Consider the following 15966-nt stretch of genomic DNA (forward strand, 5'->3'; position numbering starts at 1 on the left):
TAAAGGGGGTAACCACCAGATTATCGAATGCGGCTTTCTGACTCCGCATCGAAGAAATGACATTTATTCATATCAAAAGCAAGCTCAATTTTTTGACCTGCTTTGATTTCTGATCTTGCATCCACACGTGCTACAAAATCCTGGTCAGCAACTTTAGAATAAAGCATCAGCTCTGCACCAGTCAGCTCAGAAACCTCGATGTCAGCCATAAAGTTAGCACCTGCAGCCGTTTCAATGAATACTGGCTCATCGTGAATATCTTCAGGGCGCACACCCAGAATGATGTCTTTGCCAACATAATTTTGCGAACGAAGCTTTTTCATTTTTCCTTCAGGAACGGAAAGTACCTGGCCTTTTACTTCAAAGCCTTTTTCCGTAAGTTTACCGCTGAAAAAGTTCATGGCAGGAGAACCGATAAATCCGCCAACGAAGACATTTTCCGGGTTGTCATATACTTCTTTAGGTGATCCAACCTGCTGGATTACGCCATCCTTCATTACAACAATTCGTGTTGCCATCGTCATAGCTTCTGTCTGGTCATGTGTAACGTAGATTGTTGTCGTTTGAAGACGCTGGTGAAGCTTGGCGATTTCAGCACGCATTTGCACACGAAGCTTTGCATCCAGATTCGATAGCGGCTCATCCATAAGGAATACTTTTGCATCCCGGACAATTGCGCGTCCAAGTGCCACACGCTGACGCTGACCACCGGAAAGTGCTTTTGGTTTACGATCTAAAAGTGCTTCAAGACCAAGGATCTTTGCTGCATTTTTTACGCGCTTTTCGATTTCAGCTTTATCAAACTTACGAAGTTTAAGACCAAACGCCATATTGTCATATACGCTCATATGCGGATATAAAGCGTAGTTCTGGAAAACCATCGCAATGTCACGGTCTTTAGGTGCTTTATCATTTACGCGTTCTTCGCCAATGAAAAAGTCACCTTTGGAGATTTCTTCAAGTCCTGCGATCATGCGGAGAGTCGTTGACTTTCCACAGCCTGATGGTCCAACAAAAACGATAAATTCTTTATCTTTAATATGAAGGTTAAAATCTGATACCGCGGTTACATCTTTATCGTATACTTTGTAAATATTGTCGAGCTTCAGTTCTGCCATGAGTAATTCCTCCAATATGTAGTGGTAAATTCTATACTCATTGTATAAGATCATGTAAGCCTTTCCAATAGTAAACATGCACAAAAAAACAGCATGCATTTCGTCATGTTGACGGAATACATGCTGTTTCTATATTTTTTTAATGGTTCTCATTGATTCCCATTTTACTGAAGCAAGATACGCGGTGAAAATGCCGTGAAAGGATTTCAAATCCAGTCCCGTCCCTTCAGAAAACTTGTCGAGCCGGTATTGAAGACTGTTTCGGTGTAAATATAAGCGTTTAGCCGTACTGCTTACGTTGGACAGATTTTCCGCCAGCGTCCGTATCACAGAAGCAAGCTCGGGGTCTGCATCAAAGAGTGTGTAAATGAGATCAAATTGAGACTGCCATTCAAATTCTGTGAAACGGTTAAGGACGATTACCGGCAATATGGATTGAACAGAGGCAACTTTTTGTCGTTTAATGAACGGTTTCGCTTGTGTATGCCAGTCAAATTCCATTAATATTGCTTCCTTAGGATCGTCCTGAACAAGATGGAAGGAGCCTGCAAAGAATCGGACTGTGATCCCGAGGTCCGTTTCAAGAGCTTGGGCTGCTGACTCGATTTCTTCAAGAGAAAGGGTATTGGACGATTGCAGTTCAACGACATATCCATTGGACTCATCCCTTTTTACAATGGCTGCATCATCTGAGAAAACAAACTCCAATGGATGCTCTTCTTCATTGAAATCGGGTGTTCCATCAAAAGAAAACAGTACGATTCGAAAAATGGAGCCTGCAGAAAGTGGACATGCAGAAAGGTTTCCAAATAAATACTGGTTCCATACATTTGAATGATGACTATGAGGCGGTTCAACAGGTTCAAGTATAAGTTGAATCAGTTCAGTTTCATTTTGGGAAAGGGTCTGCATCGGAAATGCAATCATTTCATTGGTTAACCGGTCCTGATACCATTTGTAATAGCCGTATTTATCTTCTGTCACGTCGTCAATCTGACGGGAGGAAGGAAATGTTTTTAAAAGCTTTTGAATCCTAGACATCTGCATCATCCTTATTGGTAATGCCTTTATTGTATAGAAGATTGAAAAGGTTGAAAAGGGGGCAGAAACAGCAAAGCGGCTGCCGAAGCAGCCGCTTTGCATCGAGCTATGACCCGTTTGGCGGTGTTTCCTGTTCCAGATCTCGCGCCTCTTCAATGTTAGGAAGATGATGGTAGCGGTGAACGGTCCCTCCGCTCATTCCTTCATTTATGAAACGGTCAATATCCATACAGACTTTATCCCTGCCCTCATACGAGGAGTCAGGCAAAAATGATAAATTTTTCATCATCACACCCCCTGACCTTACTATATGTAGGCTTTGGATAAGCTATACTTGAGGCTATTCACAACGCATTTGTTTTTTCTAATGACATGCCGTTTGTTTAGTCGTAAACGTGATACAGCATCAATTCATGAAGCTGCTTCTTAATTTTTTCCTCTTCCTCTGTATTATGAAAGACAACCGGGTTCGTCCATTCAATGTCTCCTGTTTTGTGATATACACCATTAATGGGCTGACCCTGGTATAAAAAAGTAAATGTCCAACCCGGAAGCTGTGTGTTTTTAAACATAGGCTTGTAACGAAAGTGCTGGATCATTTCAAAACCTCCCATTTTCGCTTCTTTTTATGCTTATTATAGCATGGAACAGAAGCAAGCCGCGTACAATATCAAATCTCTCAACTAAGGAAAAAAGCGGAATGAAAAAAGGTTTTGTGCATGCATTAGCCATCCTTTCTGCTATACTGAAATTTGAAAAGATGATGTCAATGAAGGGTGAAGGTTCTATGGATACATTCGTTTTATTAATGATTATGATGGCCGTAGGGGCTGCCATTGGAGGATTTACAAATTCCCTTGCAATTAAGATGCTCTTCAGGCCCTACAAAGCCATGTATATAGGCAAGTGGCGCATTCCTTTTACACCAGGATTAATTCCGAAAAGAAGAGAAGAACTTGCAAGGCAGCTTGGGTTAATGGTTGTGAATCATTTATTAACTGCCCAAAGCTTAAAAGATCGCTTTTTAAATGAAAAACAGGAAAAAGCGCTCACAGGATGGCTTCAAAAAGAAAGCGACCGTGTTTTCCAATCAGAAGAATCTGTAGAAGCCTGGCTTGCAAAGTTTGAAATTGAATCTCCTGCTCCGTACATAGAGCGGTCCATGAATAGCTGGTTAGAATCACAGTATGAAGAAGTAAAAGAAAAATACAAAACCCGCACACTTCGTGAGACACTGCCTGAAAGATGGCTTGTGCGTTTAGATGGAAAAGTGGAAACGGTGTCTGATTATATTTTAGCTAAAGGCACAGACTATTTTGCTTCAGAGGAAGGCAAGGAACGGATTAATATTATGATTGAGGATTTCTTTAAGACGAGAGGGACTTTAGGAAGCATGATTCAGATGGTTATGGGAAATTCTTCATTAGTCGATAAAGTTCAGCCTGAAATAATAAAGTTTTTGAATCATAAAGGAACTCATGCTATACTCGAACAGGTTTTGCGAAAAGAGTGGGAAAGCGTGAAGGACTGGCAGTGGGACCGGGCGTTTTCCATTGTTACAGATCAGGATTTGCTCGTCCGTATGCAAGGGTTGATGAAAGAAAGAATCAACTTATCTGAGTGGCTTAAGCGTCCGCTGGCAGATGCTGCTGCACCATTGCACGAAGGCGCTGTAAACCGTCTTATCCCGCGTGGAGTGGAAATGGCCAGAGACATCCTTTCACAAAAGCTTGAGCAGCTGCTGTCCAAAATGAATCTTCAGGAAATCGTGCGGGAGCAAGTGGACTCGTTTGAAGTTTCACGCCTTGAAGAATTAGTGCTTGGGATATCCCGGCGCGAATTTAAAATGATTACGTATCTTGGCGCGCTGCTTGGAGGAATTATAGGACTATTTCAAGGGGTATTGGTCCTTTTAATCGGCTGAGCAACAATTACTAAAATCATGTTTGACCCTTCTGCCTGCGGGGAAGAGGGTAAGTGTGATAAAAAAGGAGGTTTTCCGATTGTCAGTTAATCTGTACGATCATGCAAACGAACTAGAACGTGCGATTCGTCAAAGTGAAGAATTTACTGAGCTGCAGTCTATGTACGATGCAGTAAACAATGATGAATCAGCCAGAGGCATCTTTGAAAATTTCAGAGACATTCAATTAGGTCTTCAGCAGAAGCAAATGAATGGCGAAGAAATTACTGAAGCAGAAATTGAACAAGCTCAAAAAACAGCTCAACTTGTTCAGCAGCATGAAGTGATCTCAAAACTTATGGAATCTGAACAGCGTATGAGCATGCTTATTCAGGAACTGAATAAGGTAATCATGAAGCCGCTTGAAGAATTATACGGCTCTATGGAAAAAGAAGGACCAACTCAATAAATCCTTTTACAAGCCCGTCTGATGAAGACGGGCTTTTTTCTGCTTATCTGAACATCTAAGAGTGTTCACTTGATAATTGATTGACGTTTATCGATTTTGTCAGCTTCTTCTAATCGTATAAATCAGGAGAAGCTGACAAAATAATTTCATCTAAACTATAGTTTGTTTCTGCCTTTGTTGACCTGAAGATAAAAGGTTTGTACACTTAAGCAAGTGAATGTCATCAGAAAGGTGAGAGAAATGAATATTATTGTTAGAGGTATACAGGATAAGCGTTATGAACGGAATTTACAGCTTATCGCAGATTTGTTTTTTGAGGATTCAACGCTTGTCATTAGCGAAGAAAAAGACACTGATGCATTCAATATTACGATTAAGGTCGAAATCAGGCAGGGAACAATTTGCGCGAATGCTTCCACTGAGGAGCCTAAGCTTTCAGCTAGCCGAACAGCGAACTATATAACTAAAAGCACCGAAAAAGAAAGCTTTAGACAAAATAAGAATGTGGTGTCCCATGTTTTTCTTTCTATTCTTCAGCAGTATACAGGAATGATTCAAAAATGGGGCGTATTAACAGGAATCAGACCTACCAAGCTTATGCACAAGCAAAGAATGAATGGTTCTCCTGCTCACGAGACACGCACTCACTTAAAAGAACAGTATTTAATTACAGACGAGAAGATTAATCTAATGGAAGAAATTGTTGACCGCCAGCTCACCATGATTCCGGATTTATATGAGATTCAAGATGAGGTCAGCATCTATATCGGTATTCCGTTTTGCCCGACTAAATGCGCATATTGTACATTTCCCGCATTTGCGATTCAAGGAAAGCTTGGAAAAGTTTCTTCATTTCTGGCTGGTCTGCATTACGAAATTCAGGAAACGGGGAAATGGCTTAAGGAACGCGGTATTAGAATCACAACGATTTATTTCGGAGGCGGAACACCTACTGCTATAACTGCTGAAGAAATGGATGCTCTTTATGAGGAAATGTACCGGTCGTTTCCAGATGTAGAACAAGTTCGTGAAGTAACAGTAGAAGCTGGCCGCCCTGACACGATCTTTCCTGACAAGCTCGAAGTGTTGAAAAAATGGAATATTGACCGCATTTCGATCAATCCACAGTCCTATACAGACGAAACACTTAAAGCAATCGGCCGTCATCACACTGTGCAGGAAACGATTGATAAATTTCATCTTTCAAGAAAACACGGCATGAACAATATCAATATGGATTTAATCATCGGCCTGCCTAATGAGGGATTAGGAGAACTGCAGCACTCGTTAAATGAAACCGAAAAATTAATGCCGGAATCCGTTACCGTTCATACTTTATCCTTTAAACGGGCGTCACAGATGACATTAAACCGTGAGAAATATAAAGTAGCGGAACGGGATGAAGTAGAAAAAATGATGGATCTGGCGCAAAAATGGAATAAAGATCATGGCTATGTACCGTATTATCTATACCGTCAAAAAAATATTTTGGGGAACCTGGAGAATGTGGGCTACGCAAAACCCGGAGAAGAAAGTCTCTATAATATTCTGATCATGGAAGAAGTACAAACCATTATCGGTCTCGGCTGTGGTGCAGCGAGCAAATTTATTGATCCTAAAACAGGGAAAATTACGCATTTCGCCAATCCTAAAGATCCTAAATCCTACAATGAGGGCTTTATCGATTACACGAGGAAAAAAATCGAACATCTTGAAACAATCTTTCCGCAAAAAAAGCCTGAATCCAATTACATGTAACTTTTAAGATGGCAGAAATAATATGTTTTACAAATATGCAGGATAATACTCAGGTCACCTAGAAATTATGAATGAACATTCATTTTAAAAAGGGGATGGAAGCATGACTGTAAAAACAGATTATCACTCAATCAACGTTGCAATTGAGGGTTCAGTCGCCTGGATTTCTCTTAATCGTCCACAGAGCCTCAATGCGCTTCAGGAAGAAATGATGACAGAACTTCTTCAGACACTTAAGGAACTAAACCGTGACGCAGGCATTCATGTTATCGTTCTTAAAGGGGAAGGACGCGGCTTCTCTTCGGGCGGCGACATTAAAGCTATGTTGTCTATGGAAGGAGAAGAAGAGTTTCAACGGTTCATGGACATGATTTCAGAGCTTGCTGTTACTTTATATGCAATGGACAAAATTACGATTTGTGCCATTCATGGTGCTGCTGCCGGTCTGGGTCTCAGCCTTGCTTTAGCATGTGATTATGTTATTGCAGAAGAGGGAAGTAAAATCGCTATGAATTTTATCGGTATTGGCTTAGTTCCGGACGGGGGAGGCCATTATTTGTTAAAAGAACGCCTTGGTGCTCAAAAAGCCATGCAGGTAATCTGGAAAGGCGAAGTGATGAACGGCCAGGAAGCCTACTCACTTGGCTTAATTGATAAAGTCACAGCAGAAAATAAAGGTCTGCAGGAAGTAGAGAAACTTGTTGCCCAATTAATTTCCAGTCCTTTAAAAGCCATGAAAGAAACTAAGTTTATTTTGCGCTCTGCTCTAGTGAAGGACTTTAAGGCGACATTGGACCTTGAACGTGAATCTCAATGGAGAATGCGCCAAACAGATGATCATAAAGAAGGAATAAAAGCATTTACGGAAAAAAGACCGCCTCAGTTTAAAGGAGAATAAAGTGAGCCTGGGACATGTGTCTCAGGCTTTTTAACCGGTTTACTGCGCTTCAGGAGGACGCTTTCTGCAGGCAGGGGCTATAAATTTTTAAGCAGCCATCAATTCCTGCAGGAACCGCCGCCTTCTCCGCTTACCACTTGCTAATAATCGCTATTGTCCACTTTTAAATTTTCGAGATGTAATCCACTTTTCATTTAAGAGGCCCGACACATCAGGTGTGAAACAGCAAAAGCTTTCCTCTAGGTGATACTAAGCGATGTGTACGCTCCAATAATCCTTCTTCTTCAAACTTCTGCTTGCCAATTTCTTTTGCTTCTTCATCTTTTTCTGCTTGAAACGAATCTTCAAACAGCAGGTTTCCCTTTTCGTCAAAAGCTGTCAGTTTATAAACATCCATTTTCCCCACTCCCATCTTTTTGTTCTCTTATATTTTTACATAAGCACAAGATCTTCGTAAAGCTGAAGACAAAAAGAAATAAGTGAACCTTTTTTCTTTATGAATCGTATAAACTAGTAAGAGAGAACAGGAGGCTGTAAAATGACCTTGACTATTGATCAAGTTACAAAAAAATTTGGTGCACACACCGCAGTTAATCAATTATCCCTTACCATTCCTGAAAAAACGATGTTCGGTTTTTTGGGAGCTAATGGAGCAGGGAAGACGACAACCTTCAGGATGATGCTGGGTCTGATTGATGCTTCTGCTGGGGCAATTACATGGAATGGGGAAAAAATCGGATATCACAACAGCTCGCAGGTTGGCTATCTGCCAGAGGAAAGAGGACTTTATCCAAAGATGAAAGTAAAGGAGCAAGTCGTCTACCTGGCCAGGCTGAGAGGTATGGATAGAAAAAAAGCGGAAACTGAGCTTGAGTATTGGCTAAAACGCTTCAATGTACCCGAGTATGAAAATAAGCGCGTGGAGGAATTATCAAAAGGAAATCAGCAAAAGATTCAATTTATTGCTGCTATCCTGCATAAGCCTGAGCTGATCATTTTAGATGAACCATTCAGCGGACTCGATCCTGTTAACGTGGAACTTTTAAAAGACGCGGTACGGGATATTCAAAGACAGGGAGCGACGATTATTTTCTCCAGTCACCGGATGGAGCATGTAGAAGAGCTTTGCGAGAGTCTTTGCATTATACATAAAGGATCTCCTGTTTTACATGGAAAACTCAAAGAAATCAAGCGATCCTTCGGCAAAAAAAATCTGCTGATTGATTCTGAGATGGACCTTAGCTATTTATCGTCGTTTAAAGGTGTAGTAAAGATAAAGGAGAGAGTAGAGGGAGTGACTCTTCAAATTGAAAACGAGGAAATATCGCAGGCGATCCTTGAGGACATTCAGGGCAAGGGGTTTATCAGACGATTTTCGCTGGAAGAGCCATCTTTAAACGATATATTTATAGAGAAGGCAGGTGCTTCTTTTGAATAGATTTGGACTTATTTTATCCAAAACGTATATGCAGAAATTAAAGTCAAAGTCCTTTCTGATTACAACGATCCTATTTGCTTTAGCCATCGTAGTGGGAACCAATTTCCAGAGTATTGCGGGTTTGTTTAATTCAGATGAAGGGGATGAAGAGAAATGGGAGGTTGTGGTTCACGATGAAAACGGAGCTGTCGCCTCTGCACTTGAACAGCAAATCGTTTTTGTGAATGAGCAAATTTCAATCACACCAAGCGAAGAAGCACCTTCTGACCTTGAGGAGCAGGTGGAAGAAGGGGAATACGACGCTTTATTAACCGTCATGCTGCTGGAGAGCGGCAAACTCGAAGCAACGTATTTTTCAGATTCTCTGACTTCCGACCAGTATTCTTCTGATCTGCAAATTGCGATGCAGACGATTCAGTCCAATCTGGCTGCCTCTGAACTCAACTTAAGCGCAGATGAACTAGCTACATTGAATATGCCGGTTGCGTTTAATCACGAGTCTTTTACGGATGGAGCTAAATCTGCAGAAGAACTCGATGAAGCAAGAGGGCTTGTGTATATACTTATTTTCGTTATCTACATGTCTGTTCTTATTTATTCCATGATGATTGCTACCGAAGTAGCGACGGAAAAATCATCACGCGTCATGGAAATCCTCGTTTCAAGTGTCCCGCCTATTCAGCAGATTTTTGCGAAAATATTAGGAGTAGGGCTGCTTGGGCTCACCCAGCTTGCTTTATGGGCGGCAGTAGGATTTGCCTCTATTCAGTTAAGCAGTGATTCATTTGAGGGCGGGATTTATTCCCTTTTTGACTTTTCTGGTAATAGTGTTGGAACCATTGTGTATGGTATTATCTTTTTCCTGCTGGGCTATTTCTTATTTGCGGCACTCGCTGCATTCCTCGGGTCTCTCGTGAGCCGAACGGAAGATCTTCAGCAGATGCTCATGCCAGTGAATCTTTTGATTGTAGCGGGGGCCATGCTGGCATTTTTCGGTTTGGCAAATCCTGAAGGCACACTTATTACCATTACATCCTACATTCCATTTTTCAGTCCGCTCGTCATGTTCACGCGTGTTGGAATGCTTAATCTGCCGATGTGGGAACCGTTGCTTGCAATCGGTCTGACCCTCCTGACAATTTTTATTATCGGATGGTTCGGAGCAAAGGTTTACCGGGGCGGCGTTCTCATGTACGGCAATAGTTCATCATTCAAAGATTTGAAAAAAGCGCTGATCCTCTCTAAGAAAGAAAAGTAAATTCAGCCTCAGTTTAATATAAGTATCTGGAATCTCTGAATAATCATGTTCTTTTACTTTGATGCGAAGGGAAGATTCCTTTACAATGAAAGTAGTCTTAAAAGTCCACAAATAAAAGGTAAGATGCTGAAAATGCATCTATGAAAATAGCAGAACAACAATCATTGTTCTGCTCCTTTTATTTGCACCAAAAAAGCAAATACACTCAACAGAAAACCAAAAGAAGCAAACGAAGCAGACCGGTCTGAAAGCGCTTGTCAGTCCAGGCGCGAAGACCGAAGCAGAGCAGAGTTGCCTTAAGTGGCAATGAGCATCTGCGGAGGGAGGAGCAACGAAGAATGGGGGCGCTTGTCAGCCCGGTCTGCCCCAATTCAAAAGAAAAATACGAATACCAGAAAACCAAAAGAAGCAAACGAAGCAGACCGGTTTGAAAGCGCTTGTCAGTCGAGGCGCGAAGACCGAAGCAGAGCGGAGTTGCCTTAAGTGGCAATGAGCATCTGCGGAGGGAGGAGCAACGAAGAATGCGGGCGCTTGTCAGCCCGGTCTGCCCAGAATGAAGGAGAGTGCATGACAATGAAAGGAATCACCTTTTTAAACGCTGGAGATCCGGTGGATCAATATTTACTAATCAAGCAATCTACAAAAAGTGTAACCACTACCGGAAAGCCCTTTTTAACCCTGATATTTCAAGACCGAAGCGGCGATATTGAAGCTAAACTTTGGGATGCGGGTGAAGAGGATGAAAAAAAATATGCAGCGCAAACAATCGTAAAGGTAACTGGAGAAATTCACAATTATAGAGGGAAAAATCAGCTGCGATTGCGACAGATCCGTCCTGCATCTCAATCAGACGGGGTTTCAATCGGAGAGTTTCTGGAAACTGCACCTGTCTCAAAGGAAACGATGATGGATGAGCTGACTCAATATATTTTTGAAATGAAGAATCCAACAATTCAGCGATTGACAAGACATCTTGTAAAAAAACATCAAAAGGAATTCATGGAATATCCTGCAGCAACTAAAAATCATCATGAATTCGTTTCAGGACTCGCTTATCACGTCCTTTCTATGCTCCAAATAGCGAAGTCTTTGACTTCACTCTATCCTTCATTAAATAAAGATCTTCTGTATGCAGGAATCATTCTGCACGATATGGGGAAAGTGGAAGAGCTCTCAGGACCGGTATCGGCTTCTTATACATTAGAGGGCAATCTCTTAGGACATATCACTTTGATGATCAATGAAATTGGTCAGGCGGCAGAAGAACTTGGTGTGAAGGGTGAAGAGGTATTGATGCTTCAGCATATGGTGCTGTCCCATCACGGTAAAGCAGAGTGGGGATCACCAAAACCGCCAATGTTAAGAGAGGCTGAAATCCTCCATTATATCGACAATCTCGATGCGAAAATGAACATGATGGACCGGGTATTGAACCGTACGAAAGCGGGAGAATATACAGAGCGGGTATTCGCACTGGAAAACCGTTCATTTTATAAACCGCTGATGTACGAGGAAGATAGAGAATCGTAATCAGCAGGAATGTTAGCCCGTTTTTTTGCATAGGCTGTCCATAACCAACGAAACAATGGATGCAGATCATTGTTGAATAAGGAGGAGCAGCTATGTTTCCAATATGGATCGATTTAATTATTGGCGGGATTGCGGTTAGTGCAGTAATGGCGGCAAGAGCAGCATATGTGGAAAAAAAGGTAGAAAAAGAATGGATCGAAGAACATGGACAAACGTATATTAAAAGAATGATTGAAGAAAAACAGAAAAGACTGATGTATAGGGAAGAAGAATAGAGGACAATGAAGAGATGTAGACGCTTATTGATTTCTGCCTGATGCGGCGGAAGAGCGAGGGGGCATAAGCTTCCGTCTCTGCGGAAAAAGTCTTCCTGAAATTCAGTGAACCAGTTAAAAGAGGGTGAGACACTTGTGTCTCACCCTCTTTCTCACGTTAGTTTGTCCTCTACTAGAACTGTACTAACCAGTCCTGCCTATCCTTCGTCAGTACCTTCGTCAGTATCTTCTTCTGCCGGCTCTTCAGCAGGAGCTTCCTCCGGCTCAGCCAGCAATGAATCGAATGCTGTTGATAATTCTTCATCTTTTACATCGATGTCTGCATCACGCATAATTCCCTGAATGATAGAGGACACCTGTGTTTGATCCACTTTTTCAAGTTTTAAATCACGCTCAATGTCGTCACGCATTTCATCGAGGCTTTCAATGTCTGCTTCTCTTGTTTCCGTTACTTCAATAATATGGTAGCCGAAATTGGTTTGAACAGGTTCACTGATCACATTTGGTTCAAGATTAAACGCTGCTTCTTCAAAGGCAGGGTCCATTTGTCCGGCTGTAAAGAAACCGAGATCCCCTCCTGATTCCTGAGCTGCCGGTTCAGTTGAATACTCCTTTGCAAGCTCTGTGAAATCTCCCCCGTCTTCAAGAAGCTGTTTTACTTCCAGTGCGGTTTCTTCATCTTCAACTAATATATGACGAGCACTCACTTCTTTTTGCATTTGTTCGTACTCAGCTTGTATTTCTTCATCTGTTACTTCAATATCTGCAATTAAAGCATTCTCCTGAAGCTTGTTCAACACAAGCATTTCACGAAAAGACTCCTCTGTATGGCCTTGTTGGGAAACAACTGCGTTAAATTGTTCTTCACCACCATATTGTTCTTTCATTGATTCTATTTCTTCGTCAATTTCTTCCTCTGAAACAGGGTACTTTTCCTGAAGAACATTTTCGAGCACCATCATTTGCAGGGCCTGTTCACCAACTGTGCTTTTCATTTCCTGATAAAATTCTTCTTTTGTGATATCTCCAGAAGCTGATGAAACAATGACTTCGCTTTCTTCATCACTGCATGCTGCCAATCCTGAGACACCTACTGCCAATGAAACCGTTGCAATCCACTTCTTCATACTATTTTCTCTCCTTACTTTAACTTTCAAACTAACTACAAAGCTTACTATAACATATTTCCATAAAACGGAGTACGTCTTGTTTCTCACTAATTCTCTAAAAAATAAATGTAGAAAGAATTCTTCATTTATTTTTCACAATTATGCAAGAATCCATTCTAGTGCCCATGCCATTCTTCATTGAAGTGAATAGCATAAATAATAAAGGAAGGAGGGGTTAAAATGGGATACGGCTATGGTGGAGGCTTCGCTCTGATCGTTGTGCTCTTTATTTTGCTGATTATTGTAGGTTCAGCTTGGTTCTAAAATAAAGCAATACTGAAAAGGAGGAAATACTATGTCAGGTGGCGGATACTACGGCGGTTTCGCATTAGTTGTCGTGCTATTTATTCTTTTGATCATCATTGGATCAGCTTGGTTCTAAAACAAGCGGATTGAATGAAAAAGAACGGACCGTTTAGGGTCCGTTCCTTTTTATGTGTATAACACTTCTACATAAGATGATAAAAGCAGAATTAAAATTAAAATATTAATTGTGCGAAATACCTTTGGCTGCTTTTCATCAGGTATTTCTTTCTGTACGCATAACTTATTCGTCATGCGGTTGATGGAGTATAAAATAAAGATAGTAAACAGTACAAATATCGCTGCTACGGAGACCATTGCCAAACCCCTCCTATTCTCTACCTACTACAATATCAAAAAATAAGATAAAAAAACAGGTTTACCTCTTATTCTTTCAACATGAATTACGAAAGCCCTCCGGTAATTCCACTATTTTTAACAGCAGATGGAGGGCGAACTTACGATTATACATTTGTGTATTCCAGGTTTTTAACAGGAACAAGAATCTCATACCCGTCATCGTACTCTTCTATAAAAGCCCCTTTTGGTGACTTAACTAAGCATTTAGCATACAAAAAATCAACCAGACATATTCCACAATGGTAAGCAGTCAGCATTGTGAAATAATGTGAATACATTGGAAATGAATAAGCACCTGCAAGCAAAAGCGTATTTATGATCAGAAATGGAGAAACAAGTGCTAAAATAAATGCCGTTTTGGGAATCGGTTTTTTTACCCGCACTGACATAATTGGCACAAAGTAAAATTGAAAACGGGTCTTAATGATGATGTCATTAAGATAGCTCAGTAAAGGCAGTACATGAAATAATTTATGTGATGGATAGATAATAAATAACCCAATGACAAAAAGTAAAAAATATTGATCCTTTAGTGAAGTTTCGCTTATCAATTGTGAAAAAACATATAAGAGTGAAAAAACAGCCAGTACAAGGATCGTAGAGAACATAAAGATCCGATAAAATCCGTACTGTTTTTTTACATTAATTGATTTCCAGCAATGCATTTATAATCGCCTCCTAAACTCGACGATACGTCAATTTTTACAACCTGAGAGTTACTTTACTCTCCTTAAAAATAAAAATCAATACCTTTTTAAAAAATTTACAAAACTAATAGAGAAGGATTCACATTCAGATCCTGAAAATGTAAGACTAATCATCAGCAGAGGTACTATGGCTGCAGAAGGAAGGGACAGGATAGAAGCTGGAATAAATGACAAGAGGCCGCAGAGGTTTTACTTAAGGAGAGTGGCGGACACAATAAGCATGCAGCCATAGTTTAAAAGTGCAAAACAAAAAGCCACCGGCTGGGGTGACTTAACGAAAGCTGTAAAAGAAGATTATAATGACAAAAATCAGGGTGATGAGGCAATTTCTCCAACGGGCGAAGAAGAGGATGCTGAATCTTTCTTTTTTATTTTCCCATCCTTTTCGTAAAACTCCGTTTCAATGTTGTGAAACGATTTTTCAAATATTTTCATAAAATCGTCACCATAAATATTTTTTATGATGGACATCATCTCCATCATTTCAGGGAATTTGCCATAAATCTCCCGTAAAGGAGAAGCACCAAGAAACACCGCATGCTGATCAGGAGAATAATTTTCCATTAAATCAAGAAGCAGCTGATCGCCTTTTTCAGTTAGCTGAATATACGTATTCCGTTTATCATTCTCCCGTTTTGAGAATTGAAGATAACCGCGTTCTTCAAGCTTTTTTGAAAAGTTAAAAGCTGTTGAAACATGCATGACGCCGAATTTCGCCACATCTGAAATGGACGCCCCCTTTAAATGATAGGAAATCCATAGAATGTGGTGCTCATTAATATTTAAATCATAGGGTTTAATCCAATTTTGCCAATCTTTTTCGATCGCTTTCCAAAGAGCTTTACTTAACTGAGCCATACGCTGACTGAAAAGCATGGCTTCTTTCATGGAAAAAGGTTGTTCATCCAAATCGCTCACCTACTTTTTACTTTATTATGGCACCGGCAGTACAGGGCATTTAAGATATTATAGCAATAAAGTAAAAATAAAAAAAGGTGTGAATAAATTTAATTTTCAAATAAATAACCCTTCAGCCGTTAGTACAGAAGAAAAAGGGCTTTTTTAATAATTTTTAATAGATGCATTACGTAATGCCATTAAAAATAAACGATAATAAATTATTAGCATGCTGCAAATAAAAAAGCTGTATCAGATGTCTGAAAATGAATTCAAACGTCTGATACAGCTATAGAGATAAAATCAATGAGCTAGGATGGCTGCGGGGTTGTTTCATCCTGATTAAGCGAGCGTTCAAGTTCCTCCATTGTAGCCTGAATGGCTGCGAGCTCATCCTGCAGATTGTTAATTGCGGGATCTGATTCGCTTTTCCAGGTTTGAATAGATTCTTTTAATTCACTTACGACAGATTGAAGGGAGTCTTTTCCTTCTTTAGATACCTGCTGAATGGATTCTTTCACCTGCTGAAGATTCATTTGAACTTCGAGCATATGATCAGACCAGTTATCTTTCGTGTGCTTTATGGATCCGCGCAGCTCTTTGCCGGATTGAGGTGCTGAGAGCAGCGTACTTGCAGCTCCAGCTATAAACCCCACAAAAATTCCATAAGACAATAATTTAACATTCATTCATAACACATCCTTTATCATTTTAATCGGTTTAATTGTACGGTTTTAATCATAATGTAGAACAGGACCTCTTAATGGAAGGAGGAATCTCACCATGTTGCTAATGAAATGGCTTTTTTTATTATGTACCCTTGCCTTTATTATTTTAACACT

The 15966-nt window shown here is 40.5% G+C and carries 20 protein-coding genes; 10 read left to right on the plus strand and 10 right to left on the minus strand.

Annotated features, from left to right (window positions below):
- Nucleotides 1–20: 20 nt before the first annotated feature.
- The 4 genes from P6709_RS16770 to P6709_RS16785 all read right to left on the minus strand — a co-directional run bounded on the left by P6709_RS16770 (nucleotide 21) and on the right by P6709_RS16785 (nucleotide 2758).
- Nucleotides 21–1118, minus strand: coding sequence for an ABC transporter ATP-binding protein (locus P6709_RS16770; protein WP_278242083.1), 1098 nt, complete (start codon nucleotides 1116–1118; stop codon nucleotides 21–23).
- Between the two features lie 129 nt (nucleotides 1119–1247).
- Nucleotides 1248–2159: a helix-turn-helix domain-containing protein gene (locus P6709_RS16775; protein WP_278242084.1), complete on the minus strand. Its 912-nt coding sequence runs from the start codon at nucleotides 2157–2159 to the stop codon at nucleotides 1248–1250.
- A gap of 106 nt (nucleotides 2160–2265) precedes the next feature.
- Nucleotides 2266–2445, minus strand: a complete 180-nt coding sequence (locus P6709_RS16780; protein WP_426871325.1) for a hypothetical protein — start codon at nucleotides 2443–2445, stop codon at nucleotides 2266–2268.
- Nucleotides 2446–2542: 97 nt separating this feature from the next.
- On the minus strand, nucleotides 2543–2758 hold the full coding sequence (locus P6709_RS16785; RefSeq protein ID WP_278242086.1) for a YheE family protein: 216 nt from the start codon (nucleotides 2756–2758) through the stop codon (nucleotides 2543–2545).
- Between the two features lie 101 nt (nucleotides 2759–2859).
- Between P6709_RS16785 and P6709_RS16790 the strand changes: the two genes are divergently transcribed.
- The 4 genes from P6709_RS16790 to P6709_RS16805 all read left to right on the plus strand — a co-directional run bounded on the left by P6709_RS16790 (nucleotide 2860) and on the right by P6709_RS16805 (nucleotide 7187).
- Nucleotides 2860–4083: a DUF445 domain-containing protein gene (locus P6709_RS16790; RefSeq protein WP_278242087.1), complete on the plus strand. Its 1224-nt coding sequence runs from the start codon at nucleotides 2860–2862 to the stop codon at nucleotides 4081–4083.
- A gap of 79 nt (nucleotides 4084–4162) precedes the next feature.
- Entirely contained in the window at nucleotides 4163–4531 is a 369-nt protein-coding gene (locus P6709_RS16795) for a YlbF family regulator (protein WP_278242088.1), read from the plus strand.
- Nucleotides 4532–4771: 240 nt separating this feature from the next.
- Nucleotides 4772–6289 (plus strand): coproporphyrinogen III oxidase, encoded by a 1518-nt coding sequence (locus tag P6709_RS16800; protein WP_278242089.1) that lies wholly within the window; start codon nucleotides 4772–4774, stop codon nucleotides 6287–6289.
- 103 nt (nucleotides 6290–6392) lie between these two features.
- Nucleotides 6393–7187: an enoyl-CoA hydratase gene (locus tag P6709_RS16805; RefSeq protein WP_278242090.1), complete on the plus strand. Its 795-nt coding sequence runs from the start codon at nucleotides 6393–6395 to the stop codon at nucleotides 7185–7187.
- Between the two features lie 211 nt (nucleotides 7188–7398).
- Here P6709_RS16805 and P6709_RS16810 read toward each other — a convergent pair whose 3' ends face one another.
- Nucleotides 7399–7584 (minus strand): YhzD family protein, encoded by a 186-nt coding sequence (locus tag P6709_RS16810; RefSeq protein WP_278242091.1) that lies wholly within the window; start codon nucleotides 7582–7584, stop codon nucleotides 7399–7401.
- 141 nt (nucleotides 7585–7725) lie between these two features.
- Here P6709_RS16810 and P6709_RS16815 point away from each other — a divergent pair, with 141 nt between their 5' ends.
- From P6709_RS16815 to P6709_RS16830, 4 genes are all read left to right on the plus strand, one after another.
- The gene (locus P6709_RS16815; protein ID WP_278242092.1) at nucleotides 7726–8625 is read left to right on the plus strand and encodes an ABC transporter ATP-binding protein; all 900 of its coding nucleotides are present in this window, start codon (nucleotides 7726–7728) and stop codon (nucleotides 8623–8625) included.
- Complete coding sequence (locus tag P6709_RS16820) at nucleotides 8609–9883, plus strand: ABC transporter permease (RefSeq protein WP_336619007.1); 1275 nt, start codon at nucleotides 8609–8611, stop codon at nucleotides 9881–9883. Before P6709_RS16815 ends, P6709_RS16820 begins: the two co-directional genes overlap by 17 nt.
- Nucleotides 9884–10450: 567 nt before the next feature.
- Nucleotides 10451–11413 carry a 3'-5' exoribonuclease YhaM gene (gene yhaM / locus P6709_RS16825; protein WP_442905361.1) on the plus strand — a complete coding sequence of 321 codons (963 nt, stop codon included), beginning with the start codon at nucleotides 10451–10453 and terminating at the stop codon, nucleotides 11411–11413.
- Between the two features lie 92 nt (nucleotides 11414–11505).
- Entirely contained in the window at nucleotides 11506–11688 is a 183-nt protein-coding gene (locus P6709_RS16830; protein WP_278242095.1) for a sporulation YhaL family protein, read from the plus strand.
- Nucleotides 11689–11885: 197 nt separating this feature from the next.
- Here the strand turns inward: P6709_RS16830 and P6709_RS16835 are convergent, their stop codons facing one another.
- Nucleotides 11886–12815: a peptidylprolyl isomerase gene (locus tag P6709_RS16835; protein ID WP_278242096.1), complete on the minus strand. Its 930-nt coding sequence runs from the start codon at nucleotides 12813–12815 to the stop codon at nucleotides 11886–11888.
- 222 nt (nucleotides 12816–13037) lie between these two features.
- Here P6709_RS16835 and P6709_RS16840 point away from each other — a divergent pair, with 222 nt between their 5' ends.
- Nucleotides 13038–13121 carry a YjcZ family sporulation protein gene (locus P6709_RS16840; protein WP_041058971.1) on the plus strand — a complete coding sequence of 28 codons (84 nt, stop codon included), beginning with the start codon at nucleotides 13038–13040 and terminating at the stop codon, nucleotides 13119–13121.
- 31 nt (nucleotides 13122–13152) lie between these two features.
- Nucleotides 13153–13239: a YjcZ family sporulation protein gene (locus P6709_RS16845; protein ID WP_084215586.1), complete on the plus strand. Its 87-nt coding sequence runs from the start codon at nucleotides 13153–13155 to the stop codon at nucleotides 13237–13239.
- Nucleotides 13240–13289: 50 nt separating this feature from the next.
- Here P6709_RS16845 and P6709_RS16850 read toward each other — a convergent pair whose 3' ends face one another.
- The 4 genes from P6709_RS16850 to P6709_RS16865 form a co-directional block, all read right to left on the minus strand.
- A complete protein-coding gene (locus P6709_RS16850; RefSeq protein WP_278242097.1) occupies nucleotides 13290–13478 on the minus strand; it encodes a hypothetical protein in 189 nt (62 codons plus the stop codon).
- Between the two features lie 146 nt (nucleotides 13479–13624).
- Nucleotides 13625–14185, minus strand: coding sequence for a DUF3267 domain-containing protein (locus tag P6709_RS16855; protein ID WP_278242098.1), 561 nt, complete (start codon nucleotides 14183–14185; stop codon nucleotides 13625–13627).
- Nucleotides 14186–14536: 351 nt separating this feature from the next.
- Complete coding sequence (locus tag P6709_RS16860) at nucleotides 14537–15136, minus strand: HTH-type transcriptional regulator Hpr (protein ID WP_278242099.1); 600 nt, start codon at nucleotides 15134–15136, stop codon at nucleotides 14537–14539.
- Between the two features lie 299 nt (nucleotides 15137–15435).
- A complete protein-coding gene (locus tag P6709_RS16865) occupies nucleotides 15436–15813 on the minus strand; it encodes a YtxH domain-containing protein (RefSeq protein ID WP_278242100.1) in 378 nt (125 codons plus the stop codon).
- Between the last annotated feature and the right edge of the window lie 153 nt (nucleotides 15814–15966).

It is taken from the genome of Jeotgalibacillus sp. ET6 (genome assembly GCF_029667115.1).
Taxonomy (GTDB): domain Bacteria; phylum Bacillota; class Bacilli; order Bacillales; family Jeotgalibacillaceae; genus Jeotgalibacillus.